At 69.0% G+C, this 22,655-nt stretch carries 18 protein-coding genes; 9 read left to right on the top strand and 9 right to left on the bottom strand.

Annotated features, from left to right (window positions below):
* Positions 1-19 precede the first annotated feature (19 nt).
* From ACSUZC_RS08010 to eccCa, 6 genes are all read right to left on the bottom strand, one after another.
* The gene (locus ACSUZC_RS08010) at positions 20-724 is read right to left on the bottom strand and encodes an HAD family hydrolase (protein ID WP_439032314.1); all 705 of its coding nucleotides are present in this window, start codon (positions 722-724) and stop codon (positions 20-22) included.
* A complete protein-coding gene (glmM, locus tag ACSUZC_RS08005; RefSeq protein WP_439032313.1) occupies positions 721-2,076 on the bottom strand; it encodes a phosphoglucosamine mutase in 1,356 nt (451 codons plus the stop codon). Before glmM ends, ACSUZC_RS08010 begins: the two co-directional genes overlap by 4 nt.
* A 2-nt stretch (positions 2,077-2,078) precedes the next feature.
* On the bottom strand, positions 2,079-2,624 hold the full coding sequence (rpsI, locus tag ACSUZC_RS08000; protein ID WP_439032312.1) for a 30S ribosomal protein S9: 546 nt from the start codon (positions 2,622-2,624) through the stop codon (positions 2,079-2,081).
* Entirely contained in the window at positions 2,621-3,064 is a 444-nt protein-coding gene (gene rplM, locus ACSUZC_RS07995) for a 50S ribosomal protein L13 (protein WP_238422074.1), read from the bottom strand. The genes rpsI and rplM overlap by 4 nt, the downstream gene beginning before the upstream one ends.
* Before the next feature lie 169 nt (positions 3,065-3,233).
* Positions 3,234-4,586 carry a type VII secretion-associated protein gene (locus ACSUZC_RS07990; RefSeq protein ID WP_439032311.1) on the bottom strand — a complete coding sequence of 451 codons (1,353 nt, stop codon included), beginning with the start codon at positions 4,584-4,586 and terminating at the stop codon, positions 3,234-3,236.
* Positions 4,587-4,594: 8 nt separating this feature from the next.
* Positions 4,595-8,689 carry a type VII secretion protein EccCa gene (gene eccCa, locus ACSUZC_RS07985; RefSeq protein ID WP_439032310.1) on the bottom strand — a complete coding sequence of 1,365 codons (4,095 nt, stop codon included), beginning with the start codon at positions 8,687-8,689 and terminating at the stop codon, positions 4,595-4,597.
* Between the two features lie 97 nt (positions 8,690-8,786).
* Here eccCa and eccD point away from each other — a divergent pair, with 97 nt between their 5' ends.
* Both eccD and mycP read left to right on the top strand, forming a co-directional pair.
* Positions 8,787-10,340 carry a type VII secretion integral membrane protein EccD gene (eccD, locus tag ACSUZC_RS07980; RefSeq protein WP_439032309.1) on the top strand — a complete coding sequence of 518 codons (1,554 nt, stop codon included), beginning with the start codon at positions 8,787-8,789 and terminating at the stop codon, positions 10,338-10,340.
* Entirely contained in the window at positions 10,340-11,737 is a 1,398-nt protein-coding gene (mycP, locus tag ACSUZC_RS07975) for a type VII secretion-associated serine protease mycosin (protein WP_439032308.1), read from the top strand. The genes eccD and mycP overlap by 1 nt, the downstream gene beginning before the upstream one ends.
* A 49-nt stretch (positions 11,738-11,786) precedes the next feature.
* On the opposite strand, the gene ACSUZC_RS07970 is transcribed toward mycP, so the two are convergent.
* Positions 11,787-12,740, bottom strand: coding sequence for a 4-hydroxy-3-methylbut-2-enyl diphosphate reductase (locus tag ACSUZC_RS07970; protein ID WP_439032307.1), 954 nt, complete (start codon positions 12,738-12,740; stop codon positions 11,787-11,789).
* 52 nt (positions 12,741-12,792) lie between these two features.
* Here ACSUZC_RS07970 and ACSUZC_RS07965 point away from each other — a divergent pair, with 52 nt between their 5' ends.
* Genes ACSUZC_RS07965 through ACSUZC_RS07955 form a run of 3 tightly spaced genes read left to right on the top strand, consistent with a single transcriptional unit; the run spans position 12,793 to position 15,141 of the window.
* Complete coding sequence (locus ACSUZC_RS07965; RefSeq protein WP_439032306.1) at positions 12,793-13,560, top strand: lipid droplet-associated protein; 768 nt, start codon at positions 12,793-12,795, stop codon at positions 13,558-13,560.
* A 19-nt stretch (positions 13,561-13,579) separates the two neighbouring features.
* Positions 13,580-14,902 carry an exodeoxyribonuclease VII large subunit gene (xseA, locus tag ACSUZC_RS07960; RefSeq protein ID WP_439032305.1) on the top strand — a complete coding sequence of 441 codons (1,323 nt, stop codon included), beginning with the start codon at positions 13,580-13,582 and terminating at the stop codon, positions 14,900-14,902.
* Entirely contained in the window at positions 14,899-15,141 is a 243-nt protein-coding gene (locus ACSUZC_RS07955; protein ID WP_439032304.1) for an exodeoxyribonuclease VII small subunit, read from the top strand. The genes xseA and ACSUZC_RS07955 overlap by 4 nt, the downstream gene beginning before the upstream one ends.
* Before the next feature lie 27 nt (positions 15,142-15,168).
* Here ACSUZC_RS07955 and ACSUZC_RS07950 read toward each other — a convergent pair whose 3' ends face one another.
* Positions 15,169-15,744, bottom strand: coding sequence for a DUF4245 domain-containing protein (locus ACSUZC_RS07950; RefSeq protein WP_439032303.1), 576 nt, complete (start codon positions 15,742-15,744; stop codon positions 15,169-15,171).
* A 120-nt stretch (positions 15,745-15,864) separates the two neighbouring features.
* Here ACSUZC_RS07950 and glpX point away from each other — a divergent pair, with 120 nt between their 5' ends.
* From glpX to ACSUZC_RS07930, 4 genes are all read left to right on the top strand, one after another.
* Positions 15,865-16,860, top strand: coding sequence for a class II fructose-bisphosphatase (gene glpX, locus ACSUZC_RS07945; RefSeq protein WP_238422064.1), 996 nt, complete (start codon positions 15,865-15,867; stop codon positions 16,858-16,860).
* 121 nt (positions 16,861-16,981) lie between these two features.
* Entirely contained in the window at positions 16,982-18,679 is a 1,698-nt protein-coding gene (locus tag ACSUZC_RS07940) for a fumarate hydratase (protein WP_439032302.1), read from the top strand.
* Positions 18,680-18,686: 7 nt separating this feature from the next.
* On the top strand, positions 18,687-20,102 hold the full coding sequence (locus tag ACSUZC_RS07935; RefSeq protein ID WP_439032301.1) for a class II fumarate hydratase: 1,416 nt from the start codon (positions 18,687-18,689) through the stop codon (positions 20,100-20,102).
* A 5-nt stretch (positions 20,103-20,107) separates the two neighbouring features.
* A complete protein-coding gene (locus ACSUZC_RS07930) occupies positions 20,108-20,791 on the top strand; it encodes a PIG-L deacetylase family protein (RefSeq protein ID WP_439032300.1) in 684 nt (227 codons plus the stop codon).
* A 40-nt stretch (positions 20,792-20,831) separates the two neighbouring features.
* Here the strand turns inward: ACSUZC_RS07930 and ACSUZC_RS07925 are convergent, their stop codons facing one another.
* Positions 20,832-22,559 (bottom strand): sensor histidine kinase, encoded by a 1,728-nt coding sequence (locus ACSUZC_RS07925; RefSeq protein WP_439032299.1) that lies wholly within the window; start codon positions 22,557-22,559, stop codon positions 20,832-20,834.
* Positions 22,560-22,655: the final 96 nt, after the last annotated feature.

The raw sequence follows: 22,655 nt of genomic DNA, 5'->3' as shown, positions 1-22,655 counted from the left end.
CGTAGTGCCGTTGGGTTCCCTATGAAATGAGAAGACCGTGCGCGGTGACCGCGTCGAGGAGTGCGGTGGGGCGGTCCGCCGCCGGAAGATCGTGGACCAGCGCGAACGAGCAGCCCAGGTCGCGGGCGCCGCCGTCGGCGGTCTCACTGTCGCCGACCATCAGCACCTCGGTCGGTGGCAGGCCGAGCGGATCGAGCGCGGCACGGAAGATCCGGGGGTCCGGCTTGATCGCGCCGACCTCGTACGACAGCGCGCAGGCGCTGACGAGGTCCTCCACCCCGTGCAGGGCGAGGACTTTGCGCAGATCGAAGGCGATGTTGCTGACGATGCCGATCGGGACGTCCGCGGCGGCCAGCTTCCGAAGGACGGCGACGGTGTCGTCGAACGGCACCCATGACGACGGGTCGAGCACCCGGTTGTAGAGCGACGACGCATGGGTGGTGTTGCCCATCCCCGCCTCGCGCAGCAGTGCCAGGTATCCCCTCCGGTGGAGTTCGGGATCGAGGTCGCGACGTTCCCACGCGATGCGGTCGTCGCCCGAGATCCCGTCGGGGATGCCCACGGGCGCGACCATCCGCCGGATGATCTCGGATTGGCGGGCCGCATCGAACGGGGAGCCGGAGTCGTCGCGCAGCTCAGCGAACCACTCGTCGCGCGCCTCGAAGCGGAACAGCGTGCCGGAGAAGTCGAACAGGACTGCCCGCGGGGTCGTCGACCCGGTCATGCGCCGGCGCTCTCGACGACGCCGGCCAGGCGGCCGGCGACCTCCAGTGCGACCTCGGGTGTCGCGGCCTCGACCATGACGCGGACGAGCTGTTCGGTGCCCGAGGGTCGCAGCAGCACGCGGCCGGTCTCCCCCAGTTCGGCTTCGGCGGCCGTGACCGCCTGTTTGACCGACTCCGAGTGCGCCACAGCGTGTTTGTCGCCGACCCGCACGTTGATCAGCTCCTGCGGCAGCACCGTGACGATGCCGGCGAGATCGGCCAGTCGCGACGAGGTGGCCGCCATGCGGGCCATGATCATCAGGCCCGTGAGGATGCCGTCGCCGGTCGTCCCCGACCCCGGGACGACGATGTGCCCGGATTGTTCTCCGCCCAGCGAGTAGCCGCCGCGACGGAGTTCCTCGACCACGTAACGGTCGCCGACCGCGGTGGTGTGGACGGTGATACCCGCCTCGCGCATGGCGATGTGCAGGCCGAGATTGCTCATCACCGTGGCGACGAGCACGTTCTCGCGGAGCTTGCCCTGATCACGCAGCGAGGTCGCCAGGACAGCCATGATCGCGTCACCGTCGACGATCTGACCGGTGGAATCGACTGCGAGACAACGGTCCGCGTCGCCGTCGTGCGCCAGGCCCAGGTCGGCTCCGTGTTCGAGAACGGCGGCCTGCAGCTTGTCCATGTGCGTGGAGCCGCAGTCGGCGTTGATGTTCAGGCCGTCGGGCTCGGCGTGGATGGCGATGACCGTCGCGCCCGCGTCGGCGTAGGCCTGCGGTCCCAGCTGCGACGCGGAGCCATGCGCGCAGTCGACGACGACGGTCAACCCGTCGAGCCGCGTGTCGATCGCCTGCGCGAGGTGCTTGCGATAGCGCTCGCCCGCGTCCGGGGCGTCGAGTACCCGCCCCACCGCGGCACCGATGGGGCGGACGATGTCGTCCTCCATGGCCGCTTCGATACGGTCCTCGACCTCGTCCTCGAGTTTGTGGCCCCCGGCCGAGAAGAACTTGATCCCGTTGTCGGGCATGGGGTTGTGCGATGCGGAGATCATCACCCCGAAGTCGGCGTGGTAGTCCGCGGTCAGGAACGCCACCGCCGGGGTCGGCACGACGCCGATGCAGATCGCGTCGACGCCGGTGGCTGCGAGCCCCGCGCACACCGCGGCCTCGAGCATCTCGCCGGAAGCGCGTGGATCGCGTCCCACGATGGCACGCGGCCGACGGGTACTCGCTCCTGCGTCCGAGGCGGACAGTTCCTGGAAAACGACCGCGGCGGCCGAGGCCAGGCGCAATGCGAGCTCTGGGGTGAGCTCTGCATTGGCCAGGCCTCGGACGCCGTCGGTTCCGAAAAGGCGTGCCAAGATCAGCGCTTGGAGTACTGCGACGCCTTGCGGGCCTTCTTGAGGCCGTACTTCTTGCGCTCGACCGCACGCGGGTCACGAGTGAGGAAGCCGGCCTTCTTCAGGGCCGGACGATCCTCGGGGGCGACCTCGATGAGCGCGCGGGCGATGGCGAGGCGCAGCGCGCCTGCCTGGCCCGATGGGCCGCCGCCGACGAGCTTGGCGAAGATGTCGAACGACTCGGTGCGCTCGACGGTGACCAGCGGAGCCTTGATCAGCTGCTGGTGCACCTTGTTGGGGAAGTAATCCTCCAGCGAGCGGCCGTTGAGGGTGAACCCACCGGTGCCCGGCATCATGCGGACGCGGACGATGGCTTCCTTGCGGCGGCCGACGGTCTGGATCGGACGGTCGATGACGATCGGCTCACGGACGTCTTCGGCAGCGACGGCCTCGTAGTCGTCGACGGCGTCCTCGACGGCCTCCACGACCTCGACCGGATCGACAGCTTCCACGTCCTCGATGACCTCGACAACCTCTTCGACGGCGTCGTTGATGTTCTCGTTGCTCACTGGGCCACCTGCTTGATCTCGAAGGGGACGGGGCGCTGGGCCGCGTGCGGATGATTCGGGCCTGCGTAGACCTTCAGCTTCGAGGCCATGGCGTTGCCGAGCTTGGTCGACGGGAGCATGCCCTTGACGGCCTTCTCGATGACGCGCTCAGGGTAGGTCGCGAGCAATTCGGTGGTGGTGCGGGACTTGAGCCCACCGGGATGCCCCGAGTGGGTGTAGTTCAGCTTGCGGTCAGCCTTGTTGCTGGTCAGCGCAACCTTTTCCGCGTTGATGATGACGACGAAGTCGCCACCGTCCATGTGCGGGGCGTAGGTCGGCTTGTGCTTGCCGCGGAGCAGGTTCGCGACCTGCACGGCCAGCCGGCCGAGCACCACGTTCTCGGCGTCGATGACATGCCACGTACGCGTGATGTCACCGGCCTTCGGGGTGTAGGTAGGCACAGTTGTCCTCAACTCTTGTCTTGTGGGTGCTGGTCGGGTGCGCGGCAGAGGTTGTTCCCGGCGACCAGTGGGGACCCGGGCCTCCGGCGGCCTGGACACACGAATGTGCACCAGGCGCCGAGCACCAGCGACCCAGGTTACGCGACCGCGCAGGTCAGGGTCAAAACGCTCACCGCGGTCCCACACGGGCGGAGCGGACCGCCTGTTCGCACTCCGCGTCGACGGATTCGGCGGCGCTTCCCGCCTGGCAGCCGATGGAGACCTGCAGTCCGTCGTCGACGATGACGTACCACCGGATGGCGCTCCCCGAGGCGGGCGCCTCCCGGTAGCCGATGACGTCACGACCGGCGAACCTGGTGTCGGCCGAGAACTCGGTCACCACGTCGTCACCCCGCTGGTCGATCCGGTTGCGCAGGCTGGTCGCCACCGACTCGCGGGTCGACCCCGCCCGCACCTCGGTCAGCACGACGATGATCCGCCGTCCGTCGGACTCGTCGACGAACACCGCGCGCGATGTGTCGGGGTCGTCGACCGTGCCACTCGGGGTGTCCTGACCCGAGTGTCGCCACCCGCCCGGGACCGCCAACTGCGCGCGCCCCACCTGGACGTCGGCCACAGATGACGATGCCGTGCCGTCCCGCTGCCACCAGCCCACCGCGAACGCCCCCGCGACGACGAGTACCGCCACGAGCGCCGCCCCGGCCAGCAGCGGGCGCGACCGCCACCCGGGAGCGTCGTGGGAGTCGACGTCCGCCGCCGGTTGCCCGACCCCGGGTCCGAGCTCGGCGACACCGGTGCGGTGGCCCAGGCGCACCACCAGAGCCCGGTCGACCGCGACCACACGTCCGGCGACCGCATGCGCGGCGACGAGATCGATCGCCGAGGCCACCTCCCCCGCGTCGTCACCGTCGACGAAGACCGCCTCCACGGAGTCGTCGATGAGTGCGAGGCCCGCCTCGGGAGCCGGTGCGCGGATCACGCCGCACCGCTCGATGACCCAGCCGTCGGGACGCCGGCTCACGATCTGCACATCCCACGGCACCGGCCTCGGGTGGGCGGGGTCGACGGGACGCGCCGGCAGGTGGGTGGTCTCGACGACGGCACAGCGTCGGACGGTGACGTCGGCATGGCTGCGAGCGATCAGAACGGCCCGCGGCAGGAGCGTCACCGAAGACCCGGGACCCGCGGCATCGGCCAGCGAGGACGCCCGCCGCGGGCCCCACGTGCTGGGGTGCCCGACGAGAACCGGCCGGTCCCCTGTTTCCGGCCCCCCGATTCCCATGTCGCCGAACGTCTTCTGCCAGGCCTGGCGCAGATGGTGGCGGCGACCGTCGAGCAGGACGCTCATCTCGTCGACGCCCTGGAGAAGCGGACGCACATCACAGTCCGGGTCGCGCAGGCCGACTCCGGGTACCCAGATCCGCGGTGTCCCGAAGGCGAGGTCCACGACCGTCGGCCTGTTCGACACCGTCAGGGGCGCCGGAACACCCGGGCCACCGCTGGATTCCCCTACCGAGGTCATGGGCGGGTCTAGTCGCCGATGGGGAGGTGAGCGACCTGGATCATCTCCTGGGGCCGGGTGCGCGACACCAGCTCGCCACGTCCGGGGACGAGGTTCTGCATGCGCGACCGGCCGGTGATGAAGCCCTCGTCGCGGTCTCCGCTCATCAGCAGGATGTCCGACGACAGGTCCTTCAGCCGGGCGATCAGCGGATCGAACATCGCGCGTCCGAGCCCGCCCGAACGGCGGGCCAGCACGATGTGCAGTCCGATGTCCCGGGCGTGCGAGGCGAGTTCGACGATCGGGGCCATCGGATTACCCGTGGACGTGGCGACCATGTCGTAGTCGTCGACCACGACGTAGACCTCGGGCTGACCCGCGAGCCAGGTGCGATCCCGCAGCTGCTGCACCGTCACGTCCTCCGGAGGCATCCGGCTCTTCAGGTATGCCGCGAGCTCGGTCATCATCGACGCGGCGCGATCGGGTGAGCTCGCGTATCCGGCGAGGTGATCGCCGTCGATGATGCCCAGCATGGTGCGGCGGTAGTCGATGAACACGATCCGCACCTCGTCCGGCGTCGCGTTCGCGACCAGACCGGTCACGATCGTCCGCAGGAGGTTCGTCTTGCCGTGTTCGACGTCGGCGAATGCCATGACGTGCGGCTGGGTGGTGAAGTCGAGGATCACCGGGGCGAGTTCGAGTTCCCCGACCCCGATGGCGACCTGGTTGGGCGCGAGCGTGAGTCCGGCCTCGGTGACCGCGCGCTGGACGGACGCGAAGTCGATCTCGGTGCTCAGCTTGCGGACCGCCATCGCCGACCTACCCGGGTAGGCGCTCGCGATCTGCTCGACCGACTGCGCGACGCCCGCGGGCAGCGATTCGGCGCTGCTGACCGGGTCGAGCCGCGGAAGGGCGATCAGCATGTGCAGTTCCTGACCGGTGAGACCGCGGCCCGGACGGTTCTGCGGGACGAGCGCGGCCGCACGGCGTCCCATGTCGGAATCCATCGGATCGCCGAGCCTGAGCTCGATGCGGGTGCCCATCAGGTCGCGCACGGCCGGACGGACCTCGGCCCACCGGGACGCACTGACCACGACGTGGACGCCGAAGCTCAGCCCCTGCGCCACGATCGAGGTGATCTGTTCCTCGAGGGACTCCAGCTCGGAGCGCAGCACGTTGATGCCGTCGAGGACGAGGAACACATCGCCGAAGCGATCGGCCGCCAGTGGGTCGGCCGGGGCGAGCGGGTCCTCGGAACCGATGTCGCCGGTGGCGAACCACCTCGCGCGCCTGGCCCGGTAATCGCGCATCGACTCGATGCCGAGTCGGGCGAACAGCGATTCGCGGCCACGGACGACGGCCGCGACCTCGGCGACGGTGCGGCGCACGGCGTCCATGTCGCCGCGTGATGCGACCGAACCCACGTGGGGCAGGCCGGCGAGGCCGGCCAGGCTGCCACCGCCGAAGTCCAGGCAGTAGAACTGGACCTGCTCCGGGGTGTGCGTTGCCGCGGCCGCCATGATGAAGGTGCGCAGGGTCGTGGACTTGCCCGACTGGGGTCCGCCCACCACGGCCACGTTGCCCGCTGCGCCTGCGAGGTCGATGACGAGCGGATCGCGCCGCTGATCATAGGGGCGGTCGACGACTCCGATCGGTATCGAGAGGTTGCCGGGCACCGTCGGCTGTGTCCAGTCCCGTTGTCCGAGCAGGTGTTCCACCGTGGGCGATTCGTCGAGAGGCGGCAGCCACACCCGGTGTGCGGGCGGTCCGGCGTTCTCCATGCGCTCGACGATCGTCTGCATGAGCGTCGGCACGGGCGCCGAGACCGGCTCGAAGTCGGGCGGCGAGTCGGGTGCCGGCGGCTCCTCGTCGAGGAGGCTCTCGGCCTGGTCGAGCAGCGACCGCGGGGCTCCCTCGTCGAGCGGCACCGGCAAGGCGGTGAACACCTTGAGGTTTCCGCGCCGCATCGACGACGCCGTGGTGTGGTCCGACACCTCGGGGACCGTCGGCGAGTGGTACGGGCCGGAGACGTAGGAGGTGTTGAACCGAATCGGGTCGGCCGAGTCGCACTTCAGATAGGCCGATCCCGGAACGCTGGGCAGATGGTAGGCGTCGGGGACACCGAGTACCGAACGGGACTCGTTGGCGGAGAACGTCTTCAGACCGATCCGGTAGGACAGGTGGGAGTCCAGGCCACGGAGCTTGCCCTCCTCGAGTCGTTGCGAGGCCAGCAGGAGGTGGATGTGCAACGACCGGCCCAGGCGTCCGATCGCGACGAAGAGCTCCGCGAAATCCGGTTTCTGCGAGAGCAGTTCGGAGAACTCGTCCACGACGATGAAGAGCGCCGGGAGCGGATCGAGGCGCACGCCGGACGCGCGTGCCCGTTCGTAGTCGGCGACGTTGGCGTAGTTGCCCGCCGCGCGCAGGACCTCCTGGCGGCGGTTCATCTCGCCGGACAACGCGTCCTTCATCCGGTCGACCATCGACAGCTCTTGCTCGAGGTTGGTGATGATCGCCGCGACGTGGGGTGCCGATTCCAGACCGAGGAACGTCGCACCGCCCTTGAAGTCCACGAGGACCAGGTTCAGCTCGGACGGCGAGTGCGTGGCGAGCATCGCCAGGACCAGCGTGCGCAGGAACTCGGATTTTCCCGAACCCGTTGCGCCGATGCAGAGTCCGTGCGGTCCCATGCCACCGTGCGCGCTCTCCTTGATGTCGAGTTCGACCGGCGCACCGGACGGGGTGTACCCGATCGGCACCCGGAGCCGTTCTCGTCCGGTGCGCCCCCGCCACGCTGTGGCAGGGTCGAATCGGGCGGCGTCCTCGATGCCGAGGAGCGCGGGCAGACCGGGATCGGCCGAGGTCGCCTCGGATTCGAGATTGGCCAGGGTGGCCGCGGTGGCCAGCCGGTAGCGGGCCATCCGGCGCGCGATCGCCTCGGCCTCGGCGATCGTCAGGGAGTCCATGTCGGCGAACTCCTCGACGCCGGCCGCGCTGCGCGCCGAGACCTTGCCGCCGCGGACGACGAGCTGCAGGCCGCGCCGGACCGCGAGCCCGTCCGGCGGCGCGGTGAGGTCGAGGACGGTGACGCCCTCCATCCCGGCGTCGTTGATGATGCGCTCGTCGCCGGCGACGTACCCGTCGTCGATGACGACCACCAGGTGCGCGCGGTTGCCGCTCGGGGGCGCCGATCGGCTGAACCGGCCGCGCTCGAGAAGATCTGCGGCCATGGAGTTCTCGAGATCGGCCAGCGTCGGGTAGATCATCCGCATCGCGCCGACGCCGTCGCGCAGCGTCGGATGGCCCACGTGCGGCAGCCATTTGGCCCAGTCCCAGGCCTCCCCCGCCGGATCGCCGGTGACGATGCCGATGTGGAGGTGATCGGGACCGTGGAACGCGCACAGCTCCACGATCATCGACCGGATGAGTTCACGGGTCTCCTGCCGTGCGCCCTCGATGTTGATGGCGGGGAATCCGCGCAGCGAGATCGATGTCGGCAACCGGTAGACGGCCGAATGGGTACGGACGAAGCGGCGCAGCGCGACCATCGACACCGGTTCGATGTCCTCGAGCGGCCCGGTCTCCGGCGGCATCAGGCGCGTCGCCAGTCGCTGGACGCCGACGCCCACACGCACGTGCGCGAAGTCGGTGTCGCTGGGGCGCCGTTCCCACATGCGCCTGCTGCCCACCACGTCGAGCAGGGCGTGCGGGTCCGGATGACTCCATGTGCGGGCGGCGCGCTGGTTGGCGACGGTCTCGACCACCTGCCCGCGAAGCTGACCGAGGTACCGGAAGTAGTCCTTGCGTTCCTCGTTGAGTTCGCCCGCGCGCTTGCCCCCACCGCGACCACCCGCCGCGAACATGCCGAACATCGACATCAGCATCATCAGTGGGAACATCATGAACAGCGGGTTGGTCAGGATGTTGCGTCCACCGGTGACCACCATCAGCGAGACCATGCCGATCACGGCCACGACCATCACCACCGGCAGCAGCTTCATCAGCAGGTTCCCGGGTACCACCCGGGGCACGTCGGGCGGGGCCTGGATGTTCACCTCGCCACCGGGAGTGCGCGGCGGCGTGATGCGCGGTCGGCGCACAAACCCCTCGGTCGTCGTGACCACGCGTCCCCCCTGACGTGTCGCGCTGTGTATCCCCGGGCGGTCGAACCCGCCGCGGTTGGCTATGTTAGCCGGTGAAACCAGGGGGAGGATTGACGTGATGTCGTCTGTGGACGGATTCGCACCGGGGTACCCGATCGGCGCTGCGGACGGGAACGGAGGTCAGCGCCGGGGCGCCGAGGCGACGATCGAGCCGCAACTCGTCCGGGTGTCGGTACTCGGCGGCAACACCCAGCTCGACGTGGGATTGCCGGCCGGCGTCCCGATCGCGGCCCTCATCGGTGACCTTGTCGCACAGATCGAATCGCGCAATCCGACCCGTCACGACCCGGACGATCCCGATGCCGACGCCCGCAATCCGGGGCGTCCGCACGACCGGCAGAACAAATGGACCCTCGCCCTCGTCGGGCAAGAACCTCTCCCCCTGCACCGATCACTCTCGGAGTCCGGCATCCGTGACGGCGACCTGCTCCTGCTCACGTCCACGCGGACCGGAGAGTCGCCGGTCCTGTTCGACGACGTGGTCGACGCTGTCGCCCGATTGAACGAATCGCAGTTCGTCGGCTGGACGGCCACCGCCGCCCGGCGCGTGGGATACGCACTCGCACTCATCGCGGCCGTCGCGGCCGCCGCGTCGCTGGCCGCCGTCCGTCCCGACACCGGCGCCCTCTGGTACGCCGGGCTCTCCGGCCTGGCGGTCCTCGGTCTGGTGACGGCCTCGACGATCGTCTCCCGCTACTACCGGGACGAGTCGACCTCGACGTTCCTGTCGCTGTGCGCCGCCCCGATGGCCTTCGTGACCGGGATGATCCTCACCCCCGGCTCGTTCGGCGCAGCCCACCTCACGCTCGGTTTCGCACTCACGCTCGTCGCGGCCGTCGTCACGTACCGGATGACCGCCGTCGGCGCGACCGCGCACAGTGCGGTGACGAGCGCGGCACTGCTGGGCGCACTCGGGTGCGGGGCCCGCCTGCTCGTCGACGCGCCCGTCCCCGACGTCGCGGCGGTCGTCGCCGCGGTCGGACTCCTGATGATCGGCCTCGCCCCCCGCGCGACGATCCTGCTGGCGAAGCTGCCCCTGCCCCCGGTCCCGACCGCGGGCGCCGCCATCGACGTGAAGGACATCGAACCACGCCCGGCCATCGAGGGAATCGGCGCGATCGGGGCCACGGCATTACCCAAAGCCGATGCGCTGGAGCGTCGCTCCTACATCGCCAACGCCTACCTCACCGGCATCGTGGGCGGACTCACCGCGGTAACCGCGGTCTCTGCGGTGCTCACCGCTGCCCCGCTCGCCGGATTCGAGTGGCGCAACGCGGTGTTCGCGGCGATCATCGGCATCGTGCTGTGCCTGCGGGGCCGCTCGCACAGCGATCTGTTCCAGGCGGGCACCCTCATCGCGGGCGGGTCGCTCGTGGTCATCGCGTTGCTCGTGGGGCTCGCGTTCGGCGACGACCGCTGGCCGGTCATCGGTTTCGCGCTCGGCATCCTGTTCGTCATCGCCGCCTTCGTCTTCGGGGTGGTCGCGCCGGAGCAGGACTTCTCCCCCGTCATGCGGCGCTGGGCCGAGATCGGTGAGTACATCCTCGTCGCGCTGATCGTCCCGCTGCTCCTGTGGCTGCTGGATCTCTATCGAATCGTTCGTGAGATCTGATGCGCGGCAAGCGCACCGGAGGCGTCGGGGTGCTCGCGGCTGCGCTCGCCTCGGCATTGATCGGGACCTGCGCGGCTCCGGCGGCCGCCGTCGACCCCCCGCGCGTGGACCCCGGCGCGCTCATCCGTTCGGCACCGGTCGCCCCGCCTGAGCCCACCGAGCAGAGCCATCTGTGCAATACCACCGAACTCGCCCGCAGCGTCGCGAAACCCACGGCCGCACAGTCCATGATGAACCTCCCCGAGGCATGGCGATTCAGCCGCGGCCAGGGACAGCGGGTCGCGGTCATCGACACCGGCGTGACGCCTCACCCGCGGCTCGGACGGGTCGTCGCAGGTGGCGACTACGTCTCGAACGGCACGGGACTCGACGACTGCGACGCGCACGGCACACTGGTGGCGGGGATCATCGCGGCGCGGCCCGGTGCCGCCGACGCGTTCGCCGGGGTCGCTCCCGCGGCGTCGATCATCGCGATCCGCCAGTCCAGCAGCGCATTCCGCAAGAAGGACGACAGACGTCGCGATGACCCGACCCCTGTGGTCGGCTCCGGCTACGGCTCGGTGCGGACGCTGGCGCATGCGATCGTGCGTGCGGTCGACCTGCGGGCGACCGTCATCAACGTCTCCGAGGTCGCGTGCGCATCGGCGTCGGACTCGGTCGACGATCGCGCGCTCGGTGCCGCCGTCCGATACGCCTTCGACCGTGACGTCGTGGTGGTCGTCGCCGCGGGCAACCTGACACGGGACGGGGCCTGTCAGAACCAGAACCCCGCGCCCGCACCGGACGATCCCGACGGCTGGCGCTCGGTCTCGACCGTTGCGAGTCCCGCCTGGTACTCGCCCTACGTGCTGACAGTCGGCTCCGTGGATTCCGACACCGGCACCCCGAGCGATTTCAGCCTTCACGGCCCGTGGGTGAGTGTGGCCGCACCGGGAACCGGGATCGTGAGTCTCGACAGCCGGCGCGGCTCGACGCGTCTCGCCTCGGCTCAGGAGAGCGACGAGGGACCGGTGCCCCTGATCGGTACCAGCTTCGCCGCCCCCTACGTGGCCGGGACCGCCGCACTGATCCGGGCCAGGTTCCCCGACATGTCCGCACGTGAGGTGATGGATCGCATCGTCGCGACCGCACACTCCCCCGGGACAGGACGCGATCAGCGGATCGGTCACGGTGTGGTGGATCCGGTCGCCGCGCTCACCGCCACGATCCCCGGCCAGAACCGGGCAACGGCCCGGTCGGCACCCATCGCCGCCCCGCCGAAGCCGCCCGCGCCGGACACGTCGGCGCGCACCGTCGCGATCGTCGGCACCGGGATCGCCGCGATGGTCATCGCCGCGGTGCTCGCCATCGCGCTACCTCATCGACGCGTGCGCAAGCTCGATCCCGACGAGTTCTGACCGCCCCGACGCAGCCCTCTGGGTCAGGATTTCGATCCGGCGAGCAGCGTCAGCTCGGGGTCCGCGCCGGACGCAGCTCGCGCGGCAATGCGAAGGTGAGGGTCTCATTGGCGGTGTTGACCGTCTCGACGGTTCCGTATCCGCGCTCGGCGAGGTAGTCGAGCACGCCGCGGACCAGCACCTCCGGGACGGAGGCGCCGGAGGTGACACCGACGGTGCTGACACCCTCGAGCCACGTCTCGTCGATCTCGCGGGCGTAGTCCACCAGGTGACCCGCCTTGGCTCCCGCCTGCAACGCCACCTCGACGAGGCGCACCGAGTTCGACGAATTCTGCGAACCGACGACGATCACCAGATCGCATTCGGGCGCCATGGCCTTGACGGCCACCTGACGGTTCTGCGTGGCGTAGCAGATGTCGTCGCTGGGCGGATCGTTGAGCAGGGGGAACTTCTCCCGCAGGCGCCGGACGGTCTCCATGGTCTCGTCGACCGACAGCGTGGTCTGCGACAGCCAGACCAGCTTCGATTCGTCGCGCACCGTCACCGAGTCCACGCTGTCGGGGCCGTCGACGAGCTGGATGTGCTCGGGTGCCTCACCGGCGGTGCCCTCGACCTCCTCGTGGCCCTCGTGGCCGATCAGCAGGATGTCGTAGTCGTCGCGGGCGAAGCGCTTCGCCTCCTGGTGGACCTTTGTGACCAGCGGACACGTCGCGTCGATGGTCCGGAGGTTGCGCTGCGCGGCGGTCTGGTGCACCAGCGGGGACACGCCGTGCGCGGAGAACACGACGATCGCGCCCTCGGGCACCTCGTCGGTCTCGCCGACGAAGATGGCCCCTCGCTCGGCGAGGGTCTCCACGACATGCCGGTTGTGCACGATCTCCTTGCGCACGTAGACGGGAGCGCCGTGCTTGTCGAGGGCACGCTCGACCGTCTCCACCGCGCGGTCGACCCCGGCGCAGTAGCCGCGGGGTTCGGCGAGCAGGACACGCTTGGTCTCAGACATGCTTCCCAGGGTACGGGTTACGCGGCGTTGCCCGTGATGGCAGAGTGTTGGCATGGATCGCGCACCCTACCCGGCCCGGATCGCCGCAGGTCTGATCGTCACCGCCCTCGAGGAGACGCGCAAACTCCCCGCGCTGCTCATCACCCTTCCGATGACGGCGGTCAGCCAGACGCTGCAGGCCGGGATGCGGGCGCAGCAGAACATCGCCGAACTGGCCATCAAGGGCGACGCCGCGCTGGAGATGCTGTTCGACCGGCCGGACGAGCAGCCGGAATGGGCCCGTTTCGACGACGACGAGCCGCTCGGTTCCACCACCGACGATCACCCGACCGAGGATGCCCCCGCCGAGGACGCCTCCCGTGTCCCGACGTCCATCGACGACGAGGTCGGCGAGGCCGCATCCGACACCGCCGACGACGAGCGCCCGTCCCCCACCCCCGCGACGGCGACCCCGAAAGCCGCGGCCGCCGCGAAAGCAGTCGTGGACAAGGCGGCCACCGATGCTGCGCTCGCGGCCCCGCCGCGGTCCGACGCGGGCCGTTTCGCCCTCTACAGCTCTGCGCCCGACGAGGTCGTGGCCGCGGAGGTCCCGGGTAGCGGTCCCGCCGCCGCGAAGGACGGGTCCGGCCCGGAGATCGTCGAACTCATCGAGTACGACACCCTGACCCTCGCGCAGTTGCGCGCCCGCCTGCGTTCGGTGAGCACCGACGACCTGTCGGCCCTCGTGACCTACGAGAAGGACGGCCGCAACCGTGCGCCGTTCGTGACGATGCTCGAGAACCGGATCGCCTCCCAGAACAAGCGGTCCACCGAATCGTGACCGAGGGCGTGACGGGCGCGTGAGCGGTCCCGACACGAGCGACACATCCCGCCGTTCCACCTCGCCCAACTCCGCCGAACACCCGTGGCCGGTACGGACGGTCAACACCAAGATCGCCGACTGGATTCATCGGCTCGGACAGATCTGGGTCGAGGGGCAGGTCACCCAGATCAGTCGCCGGCCGGGCACCCGGACGGCGTTCCTGACCCTGCGCGACCCCGCCGCCGACATCTCGATCTCGGTGACCTGTAGTCCGGATCTGTTGGCGCGCACCGAGGTTCCGCTGACCGACGGCAGCCACGTGGTGGTACTGGGCCGGCCGAGCTATTACACCGGCCGCGGCACCGTGTCCCTGCGCGTCAGCGACATCCGCCCCGTGGGCATCGGCGAACTGCTGCTGCGCATCGAACGGCTTCGACAGCTGCTCGCCGCAGAAGGCCTCTTCGACCCGCGACTCAAACGCCCGCTGCCCTTCCTGCCACGCGGCGTCGGACTGATCAGCGGCCGGGCGAGCGCCGCCCAGCACGACGTGGTGAGCGTGGCCACCGAACGCTGGTCGGCCGTGCGCTTCGACATCCGCGAAGCACCCGTGCAGGGACCGACCGCGGTGACCCGCATCCTGACCCACCTCGCCGACCTGGACGCCGACCCCGACGTCGAGGTCATCATCATCGCCCGCGGCGGCGGCAGCGTCGAGGACCTCCTCCCCTTCTCCGACGAGGCGCTGTTGCGCGCCGTCGCGCGATGCCGCACCCCGGTGGTGAGTGCGATCGGGCACGAACCGGACAATCCGCTTCTCGACCTCGTCGCCGACCTGCGCGCCGCCACCCCGACGGACGCCGCCAAGCGTGTGGTCCCCGACGTCGAGACGGAACTCGCAGGCGTCGCCGACCTCCGGCGCCGCAGCGCGCAGGCGTTGCGCAGTTGGGTGCGCCGGGAATCGGGAGTGGTGGCCGGCCTGCGCGCCCGTCCCGTCCTGTCGCGTCCCGAGGTCATCGTCGACTCCGAGGCCCGCCGGGTGGCCGAACTCGTCCGTGCGCTGCGTCGCGACATCCTGCGGCACATCGACGCCGAGGAGCGCAGACGCGACCACCTCGCCGCCCGGCTCTCCACTCTGGGGCCCGCGCAGACACTGGCCCGCGGATACGCGGTGGTCCAGCGGACCGATGTCGACCCCCCACACGTGGTGGGCACGCTCGCCGACCTGCCGCCCGGCGCGGCACTGCGCATCCGCGTCGTCGACGGCTCCGCGACCGCTCAGGTCACCGACACCACCCGGAAACGGGCCCCGCGCCGGACCAGGAAACCACCGACTGCGCAGAAGGACGGAGACGACACGTGAGCACCGACGAGACCTACGGCCCGGTCGAGGAACTCGGATACGAGGAGGCCCGCGACCAGCTGGCCGACATCGTCACGACCCTCGAACACGGCGGACTCGACCTCGACGCGTCGCTCGCGCTGTGGGAGCGCGGCGAGGCCTTGGCCACCCGGTGTGAGGAGCATCTCCGTGGCGCCCGCGAACGGATCGAGTCCGTGATCAGTCAGAAGGCCGGCGCCGATGCCGAAGAGGACGACTGAGACACCGGCCGATCGGTCGAGCCGGCGTCAGCTGCGCAGCGGCGGCTGGGCGACGACCGACGAGGCGATGGTGTCGAGGTCGGCGTCGGGACCCCGCGAGAGCACCGCGATCCGCACGTCCCCCATGTCGGTGATCCAGAACTTCTTGCCCTCGGACGTCTCGTACGTCACCCACTGACGGCCACCGGACTGCCGGGTTCCGGTGCCCACGACATCGTCGAAGTCGCTTCCGCTGCCCCCCAGATAGGGCACGAGGAGGTCTTCGGCGGCATCGGACTGGCTGAGTTGGACATATGCGCCGCCGCTGCTGAGCCAGCCGACGGTGCTGACCCGATGCCCCTCGATGGCGTCCGAGGTACCGGAGTTCGGCCGCCAGCCGTCCGGCGTCGGCGGGCGGCGGATCGGGAACGGGAGTTCGCGGGCATCGGCCTGCAGCGCGGTCACCACGTCGAACGCGGGCACCTTGCTGTCCGACGGATCCTTCTGCACTCCCACCGAGCAGTTCCCCGACGCGATCGCCACCAGCGCGCACAGCGCGAGCAACGGCACCAACGACCAGAACATGTCCTTGCCGTTGATCAGAATGCGCGGTTTCTCTGCCATGGGGGCGAGTATTCCACCAGCAGGGCCACTGACCGAATGCCCGGTGTGACATGCAAGGATGGTCCCTGAGACCACCGCCACAGTACTGAGATCAATGCCACACAGAGGAGTCGATCGCCCATGACCGAGAGCACCCACCAAGCCCCCGATCGCAACCTCGCGATGGAATTGGTCCGTGTGACCGAGTCGGCAGCCCTCGCGGCCGGCCGCTGGGTCGGGCGGGGCGACAAGAACGGTGGCGACGGTGCGGCGGTCGACGCGATGCGCGAGCTCCTGTCGTCGGTGTCCATGCGGGGCGTCGTGGTGATCGGCGAGGGCGAGAAGGACGAGGCGCCGATGCTCTACAACGGCGAAGAGGTGGGCAACGGCGAGGGACCCGACTGCGACGTCGCGGTCGATCCCATCGACGGCACCACCCTGATGGCCGAGGGCCGCCCCAACTCGATCTCGGTGCTCGCCGTGAGCGAGCGCGGCACCATGTACGACCCGTCAGCCGTCTTCTACATGGACAAGATCGCCGTCGGACCCGACGCCAAGGGCGCCATCAACATCAACGAGTCGGTCGAGTGGAACATCAACTCGGTCGCGAAGGCCAAGGGCATCGACGTCGCCGACCTCACGGTCATCGTCCTCGACCGCCCCCGGCACGCCGACCTCATCGGTGAGATCCGCCAGGCCGGCGCCAAGATCCGCCTCATCTCCGACGGCGACGTCGCGGGCGCGGTCGCGGCTGCCGACGACTACTCGACGGTCGACATGCTGATGGGCGTCGGCGGCACCCCCGAGGGCATCATCACCGCGGTCGCGATGAAGTGCATGGGCGGGGAGATCCAGGGCAAGCTGTGGCCCCAGACCGACGAGGAGCGCCAGAAGGCGCTCGACGCGGGCCACGACCTCGACCGCGTCCTGACCAACGACATCCTCGTCAGTGGCGAGAACGCCTTCTTCTGCGCCACCGGAGTCACCAACGGTGACATGCTGCGCGGCGTCACCTACCGCCCCAACGGCGCGACGACCCGCTCCCTGGTGATGCGGTCGAAGTCCGGCACGGTGCGCCGCATCGAGGCCGTTCACAAGCCGGCCAAGCTCCGCGGATACTCGCGTCTCGATCTCTGAGATCGCACCGGGTGCGGTGACTTCCGATCCCGGGCCCGGAACCGGCCCCATGTCCACGAGGCTCGACGACGAGCGAACCTCTGGCGTGGGGCCGTTCTCCTCGGGCGATACGATGCGGTCCGTGAGTAAACCAGCCTCAGCCCCCGAGTTTCTCTACTCAGATCTGCTTCCGACCGGCGCCGACGACACCCCCTACCGGTTGATCACCACCGAGGGTGTCTCCACGTTCACCGCCGGTGATCAGACCTTCCTGAAGGTCGAGCCGGAGGCCATCCGGGCGCTCACCGCCGAGGCCATGCACGACATCAGTCACTACTTGCGTCCGGCACATCTCGCGCAGCTGCGCAAGATCATCGACGACCCGGAGGCGTCGGGTAACGACCGTTTCGTCGCCCTCGACCTGCTGAAGAACGTCAACATCTCCGCCGGCGGAGTGCTCCCGATGTGCCAGGACACCGGCACCGCGATCATCATGGGCAAGAAGAGCGAGGGCGTGCTGACCGGCGCCGACGACGCCGAGGCGATCTCGCGGGGCGTGTACGACGCGTACACCCAGCTCAACCTCCGCTACTCCCAGCTGGCGCCGCTGACCACCTACGACGAGAAGAACACGGGTACCAATCTGCCCGCGCAGGTGGAGATCTATGCGACCGAACAGGGTCCGAAGGGTCCGGAGTACAAGTTCCTCTTCATGGCCAAGGGTGGCGGAAGCGCCAACAAGTCCTTCCTGTTCCAGGAGACCAAGGCGATCCTGAACCCCAAGGGCATTCTGAAGTTCCTCGACGAGAAGATCCGATCGCTGGGCACCGCGGCGTGCCCGCCGTACCACCTGGCCGTCGTGATCGGCGGCACCTCAGCCGAATTCGCGCTGAAGACCGCCAAATACGCGTCGGCACACTATCTCGACAATCTGCCGACCCAGGGCTCGATGTCGGCCCACGGTTTCCGTGATCTCGAACTCGAGGACGAGGTCTTCAGACTGACCCAGTCCTTCGGCATCGGAGCCCAGTTCGGCGGCAAGTACTTCTGCCACGACGTGCGTGTGGTCCGGCTCCCCCGGCACGGGGCGTCGTGCCCGGTCGCGATCGCGGTGTCGTGCTCGGCGGACCGTCAGGCCCTCGGCAAGATCACCGCCGACGGTGTCTTCCTCGAACAGCTCGAAACCGATCCGGCCAGATACATGCCCGCAGCCGGTGTGGCCGAGGACATCTCGGGTGGCGAGGTGGTCGAGGTGGACCTCAACCGGCCGATGGCCGAGATCCTGTCTCAGCTCTCGCAGTACCCGGTCAAGACCCGACTCTCTCTGACCGGTCCGCTGGTCGTCGCCCGCGACATCGCCCACGCCAAGATCAAGGAACGCCTCGACGCCGGCGAGCCCATGCCGGACTACCTGCGTGACCACCCCGTCTATTACGCCGGCCCGGCGAAGACGCCGGAGGGAATGGCATCGGGATCGTTCGGTCCGACGACCGCCGGACGCATGGACAGCTACGTCGAGCAGTTCCAGGCCGCGGGCGGCTCGATGGTGATGCTGGCCAAGGGAAATCGATCCAAACAGGTCACCGAGGCATGCGGCTCCCACGGCGGCTTCTACCTGGGCTCCATCGGCGGTCCCGCCGCGCGACTGGCCCTCGACTGCATCAAGAGCCAGGAGATCATCGAGTACCCCGAACTCGGCATGGAGGCCGTGTGGAAGATCGAGGTCGAGAATTTTCCTGCGTTCATCGTTGTTGACGACAAGGGCAACGACTTTTTCACCGACCCGAGCGGGGCCGTGAACGTCCCGCTGAGCGGCATCAGGATCCGATCGAAGGAGTAGTCACACGATGACCGAGGCACCACAGGGCGATCAGCAGTACCGCATCGAGCACGACACCATGGGTGAGGTGCGTGTACCCGTCGACGCACTGTGGCGGGCCCAGACGCAGCGCGCTGTCGAGAACTTCCCGATCAGCGGGCGTCCGCTCGAGCGGACGCAGATCCGCGCCATGGGCCTGCTGAAGGCAGCCTGTGCCACGGTCAACAAGGAATTCGGGCTCCTCGACGCGGAGAAGGCCGACGCGATCGTCGCGGCGGCAACCGAGATCGCCGACGGACGCCACGACGATCAGTTCCCCATCGACGTGTTCCAGACCGGTTCGGGCACGAGCTCGAACATGAACACCAACGAGGTCATCGCGTCGATCGCGAAGGCGGGCGGCGTGGACGTCCACCCCAACGACCACGTCAACATGTCGCAGTCGTCGAACGACACCTTCCCCACCGCCACACATGTGGCGGCCACCGAAGCCGCAGTCACCGACCTCATCCCGGCCCTGGAGCATCTGCAGAAAGCGTTGAGCGACAAGGCGACCGAATGGCGTGACGTGGTCAAGAGCGGCCGCACGCACCTGATGGACGCCGTCCCGGTGACGCTCGGACAGGAGTTCGGGGGCTACGCCCGGCAGGTCGAGGCGGGCATCGAGCGCATCACCGCGACCCTGCCCCGCGTCGGCGAACTGCCGATCGGCGGCACCGCCGTCGGCACCGGCCTGAACGCCCCCGAGCGTTTCGGCACCGAGGTGGTCGCCGAACTGATCCGGCTCACCGGTGTGGAGTCGCTCGCACTGGCCGAGGACAATTTCGAGGCCCAGGCGGCGCGTGACGGACTCGTCGAGCTGTCGGGACAGCTCAAGACGGTCGCGGTGTCGCTCACCAAGATCGCCAACGACGTCCGCTGGATGGGTTCGGGCCCGCTGACCGGGCTCGGCGAGATCCTCCTCCCCGATCTCCAGCCCGGCAGTTCCATCATGCCCGGCAAGGTGAATCCGGTTCTGCCCGAGGCGGTCACGCAAGTCGCGGCGCAGGTGATCGGCAACGACGCCGCGGTGACCTGGGGTGGCGGCAACGGTGCGTTCGAGCTCAACGTCTACATCCCGATGATGGCGCGCAACGTGCTCGAGTCGCTCAAGCTGCTCGCCAACGTGTCGCGCCTGTTCGCCGACCGGTGCATCGCCGGGTTGCAGGCCAACACCGATCGGTTGCGCACCCTCGCGGAGAGCTCGCCGTCGATCGTGACACCTCTCAACTCTGCCATCGGGTACGAGGAGGCGGCAGCGGTCGCCAAGGCCGCGCTCAAGGAGGGCAAGACGATCCGCCAGACGGTCATCGACCGCGGGCTCGTCGGCGACAAACTCACCGAGGCCGAACTCGACGCACGCCTCGACGTGCTCGCGATGGCAAATCTCGATCGGGAGCGCTGAGTACGGTGGCGGCGCAACCGGAGTCGTTCCCGTCGGACTGGCAGACCGCACTCGTCCTCGTCGCCCACCCGGACGATCCCGAGTACGGGATGGCCGCGGCCGTCGCACGCTGGACCGGTGAGGGCAAGCGCATCGTGTACGCCCTCGCGTCGAGCGGGGAACGCGGTATCGAAGGCATGCCGCCCACCGAATGCGGGCCGCTGCGCGAGGCGGAGCAGCGGGCGTCCGCGTCCATCGTCGGCGTCGACGAGGTGGAGTTCTGGGGCTTCCCCGACAGCGACATCCACAACACGCCGGAGCTGCGGGCCAAGATCGTCGAGACCATCGAACGGGTTGCACCGCAGGTGATCCTGTCGTTGTTCGGCGGCCCGGAGTGGGCACCGGGGATGCCCAACCAGCGCGACCACATGGAGTTCGCCGCGGCGGTTCTCGATGCCTACGACTCCCTCGGGTCCCCTCCGGGGTACTTGTTCGAGAACGGGCCGGCGGCCACCCACTGGGTCGACGTCGCCGATCAGCTCGACATCGCAGTGCGATCGCTCGCCGCTCACGATCGCTACCTGTCGGTGCTCGACCCCGACACCCCGGTCACCGAGCAGGCACGCGCGCAGATCGAGCGGGCCACGGCCGCGCCGGACGGTTTTGCGGGCGCGCACGCAGCCGGATTCGAACTCAAGCGGAGGCGATGATCCGAGACCGGGCCGCGGTGGCGGTCGGTGCCGGTCGCGTCTAGAGCGGCACCGACCACCGCACCCGCAGCCCTCGGCCCTCCTCGGGGGTGGTCAACTCGAGATCACCGCCTGCCTTCTCCGCGCGGAGTCGTAGATTTCGCAGGCCGCTCGGCGTGATGTCGTCGGGCAACCCCACCCCGTCGTCGGTGATCTCCACGACCATGTCGTCACCGACGGCGAGGGACACCGTCACCGTCGACGCGTGGGCGTACCGCACCACATTGCTCAGCGCTTCCCGCACCACGGCGACGACCTGCTCGGCGAGCCGCGGCTCGATCACCGACAGCGGGCCGGCCATGCGCACGTGGATCTGGATGGGCAGGTCGTCGATCTGCTGGTCGATGACCTCCTGCACGCGCTGACGCAGGCGTGTGGTGACCATGTCCTCGGCCTGCAGGTCGAAGATGGTCGTCCGCACCTCCTGGACGATGTCCTGCAGATTGTTGATCGACCGGGTCAGCCGCGTCCGGACCTCGGGTGACTGGGTGCGTTGCAGCGTCGCCTGCAGGCTGAGACCTTCGGCGAAGATGCGCTGGATCACGTGGTCGTGCAGGTCGCGGGCGATCCGTTCGCGGTCCTCGAGGACTTCCATCTGGTGTGTCTGGAGCGTCGCCGTGGCGAGTTGCAGTGCGATCGCGGCCTGGTCGGCGAAGTCCGCGGTCAGTCCGAGCAGATCCTTGGCGAAGGGCTCACGTCCCTCGGACCGCATCGCGATCAACACCCCCCGGGTCGAATCCACGGTGCGCAACGGGGCGGCCATGACGGACCCGTATCGCGTCGACGAGTCACCGGAGACGTCGTATTCGAGATGGTTGCGCAGCACGGGACGCCGCCGCACGAACGCGGTGCCCGACGTCGATCCCTCGATCGGGATGGCCTGGCCGCGGAACACCTCCGCATCGGCACCCTCGGCGACGGTGACGACGAGTTCGTCGACCAGGTCGACCGGCTCGTCCGGGTCGTGCGGTTCGGCGATGAAGACCAGGTCCGCCGCGGAGAGGTTCAGCACCTTGCGCGCGATCACCTCGAGGACCTCGAGGTGATCGGCGCCGGTCAGCAGTTCGGTCATGACATCGCGATTGGCCTCGATCCACGTGAGCTGCGTCTGGGCCTGTTCGTAGAGCCGGGCGTTGTCGATCGCGATGCCGGCGGCCGCGGCGAGCGCCTGGATGACGATCTCGTCGTCCTCGGTGAACACGCCGCCGTGCTTCTTCTCGGTCAGATAGAGATTGCCGAAGACCTCGTCGCGCACTCGGATCGGTGTACCGAGAAAGCTCGTCATGGGCGGGTGGTTGGCCGGGAATCCCACGGACTCCGGGTGGGCGGAGAGGTCTTCCAGTCGTAGGAGTTCGGGCTGGTCGATGAGGAGGCCGAGCACGCCCCGACCCGTCGGCAGTGGTCCGATGTCGGCGCGCATCTCCTCGTCGATGCCCTGGGAGAGAAAGGCAGAGAGGTCGTGGCCGCCGCCGAGGACCCCCAGCGCGCCGTATTCGGCGTCGACCAGGCGGATCGCCGACGCCACGATCGACTCGAGGGTGGTCTCCAGGTCGAGGCCCGAGCTCACGACGAGCATCGCCTGCAACAGACCGTCGGTGCGGTCGCGGACGTCGCCGATCTGAGTGATTCGGTCCCGGACCTCATCGAGCAACTCGCGCAATCGCAGCTGCGACAATGCATCCTGCAATTCACGCGATCGCGGACCCAGTTCCGAGAATTCGGAAACCATGAACGGATCATAGTCAGTCACCGGGAAAGCCGGGACACTTCACCAGACCATTTCCTACCCGAGTAGCGCCACGGCAAGGGCCAGAAGGTAGAAAGG

Origin of the sequence: Gordonia terrae (assembly GCF_051789125.1) — a bacterium.
GTDB lineage: Bacteria > Actinomycetota > Actinomycetes > Mycobacteriales > Mycobacteriaceae > Gordonia > Gordonia terrae_A.
This window is presented reverse-complemented; position numbering and strand designations above follow the sequence as displayed.

What these genes read in the sequence shown, in the direction of transcription:
- ACSUZC_RS07965 (WP_439032306.1), top strand. Translation starts at nt 12,793, where the DNA reads ATGGATCGCGCACCCTACCCGGCCCGGATCGCCGCAGGTCTGATCGTC.
- ACSUZC_RS07970 (WP_439032307.1), bottom strand. Translation starts at nt 12,740, where the DNA reads ATGTCTGAGACCAAGCGTGTCCTGCTCGCCGAACCCCGCGGCTACTGC.
- ACSUZC_RS07990 (WP_439032311.1), bottom strand. Translation starts at nt 4,586, where the DNA reads ATGACCTCGGTAGGGGAATCCAGCGGTGGCCCGGGTGTTCCGGCGCCC.
- glpX (WP_238422064.1), top strand. Translation starts at nt 15,865, where the DNA reads ATGACCGAGAGCACCCACCAAGCCCCCGATCGCAACCTCGCGATGGAA.
- mycP (WP_439032308.1), top strand. Translation starts at nt 10,340, where the DNA reads ATGCGCGGCAAGCGCACCGGAGGCGTCGGGGTGCTCGCGGCTGCGCTC.
- ACSUZC_RS08010 (WP_439032314.1), bottom strand. Translation starts at nt 724, where the DNA reads ATGACCGGGTCGACGACCCCGCGGGCAGTCCTGTTCGACTTCTCCGGC.
- eccD (WP_439032309.1), top strand. Translation starts at nt 8,787, where the DNA reads ATGTCGTCTGTGGACGGATTCGCACCGGGGTACCCGATCGGCGCTGCG.
- ACSUZC_RS07935 (WP_439032301.1), top strand. Translation starts at nt 18,687, where the DNA reads ATGACCGAGGCACCACAGGGCGATCAGCAGTACCGCATCGAGCACGAC.
- ACSUZC_RS07925 (WP_439032299.1), bottom strand. Translation starts at nt 22,559, where the DNA reads ATGGTTTCCGAATTCTCGGAACTGGGTCCGCGATCGCGTGAATTGCAG.
- ACSUZC_RS07950 (WP_439032303.1), bottom strand. Translation starts at nt 15,744, where the DNA reads ATGGCAGAGAAACCGCGCATTCTGATCAACGGCAAGGACATGTTCTGG.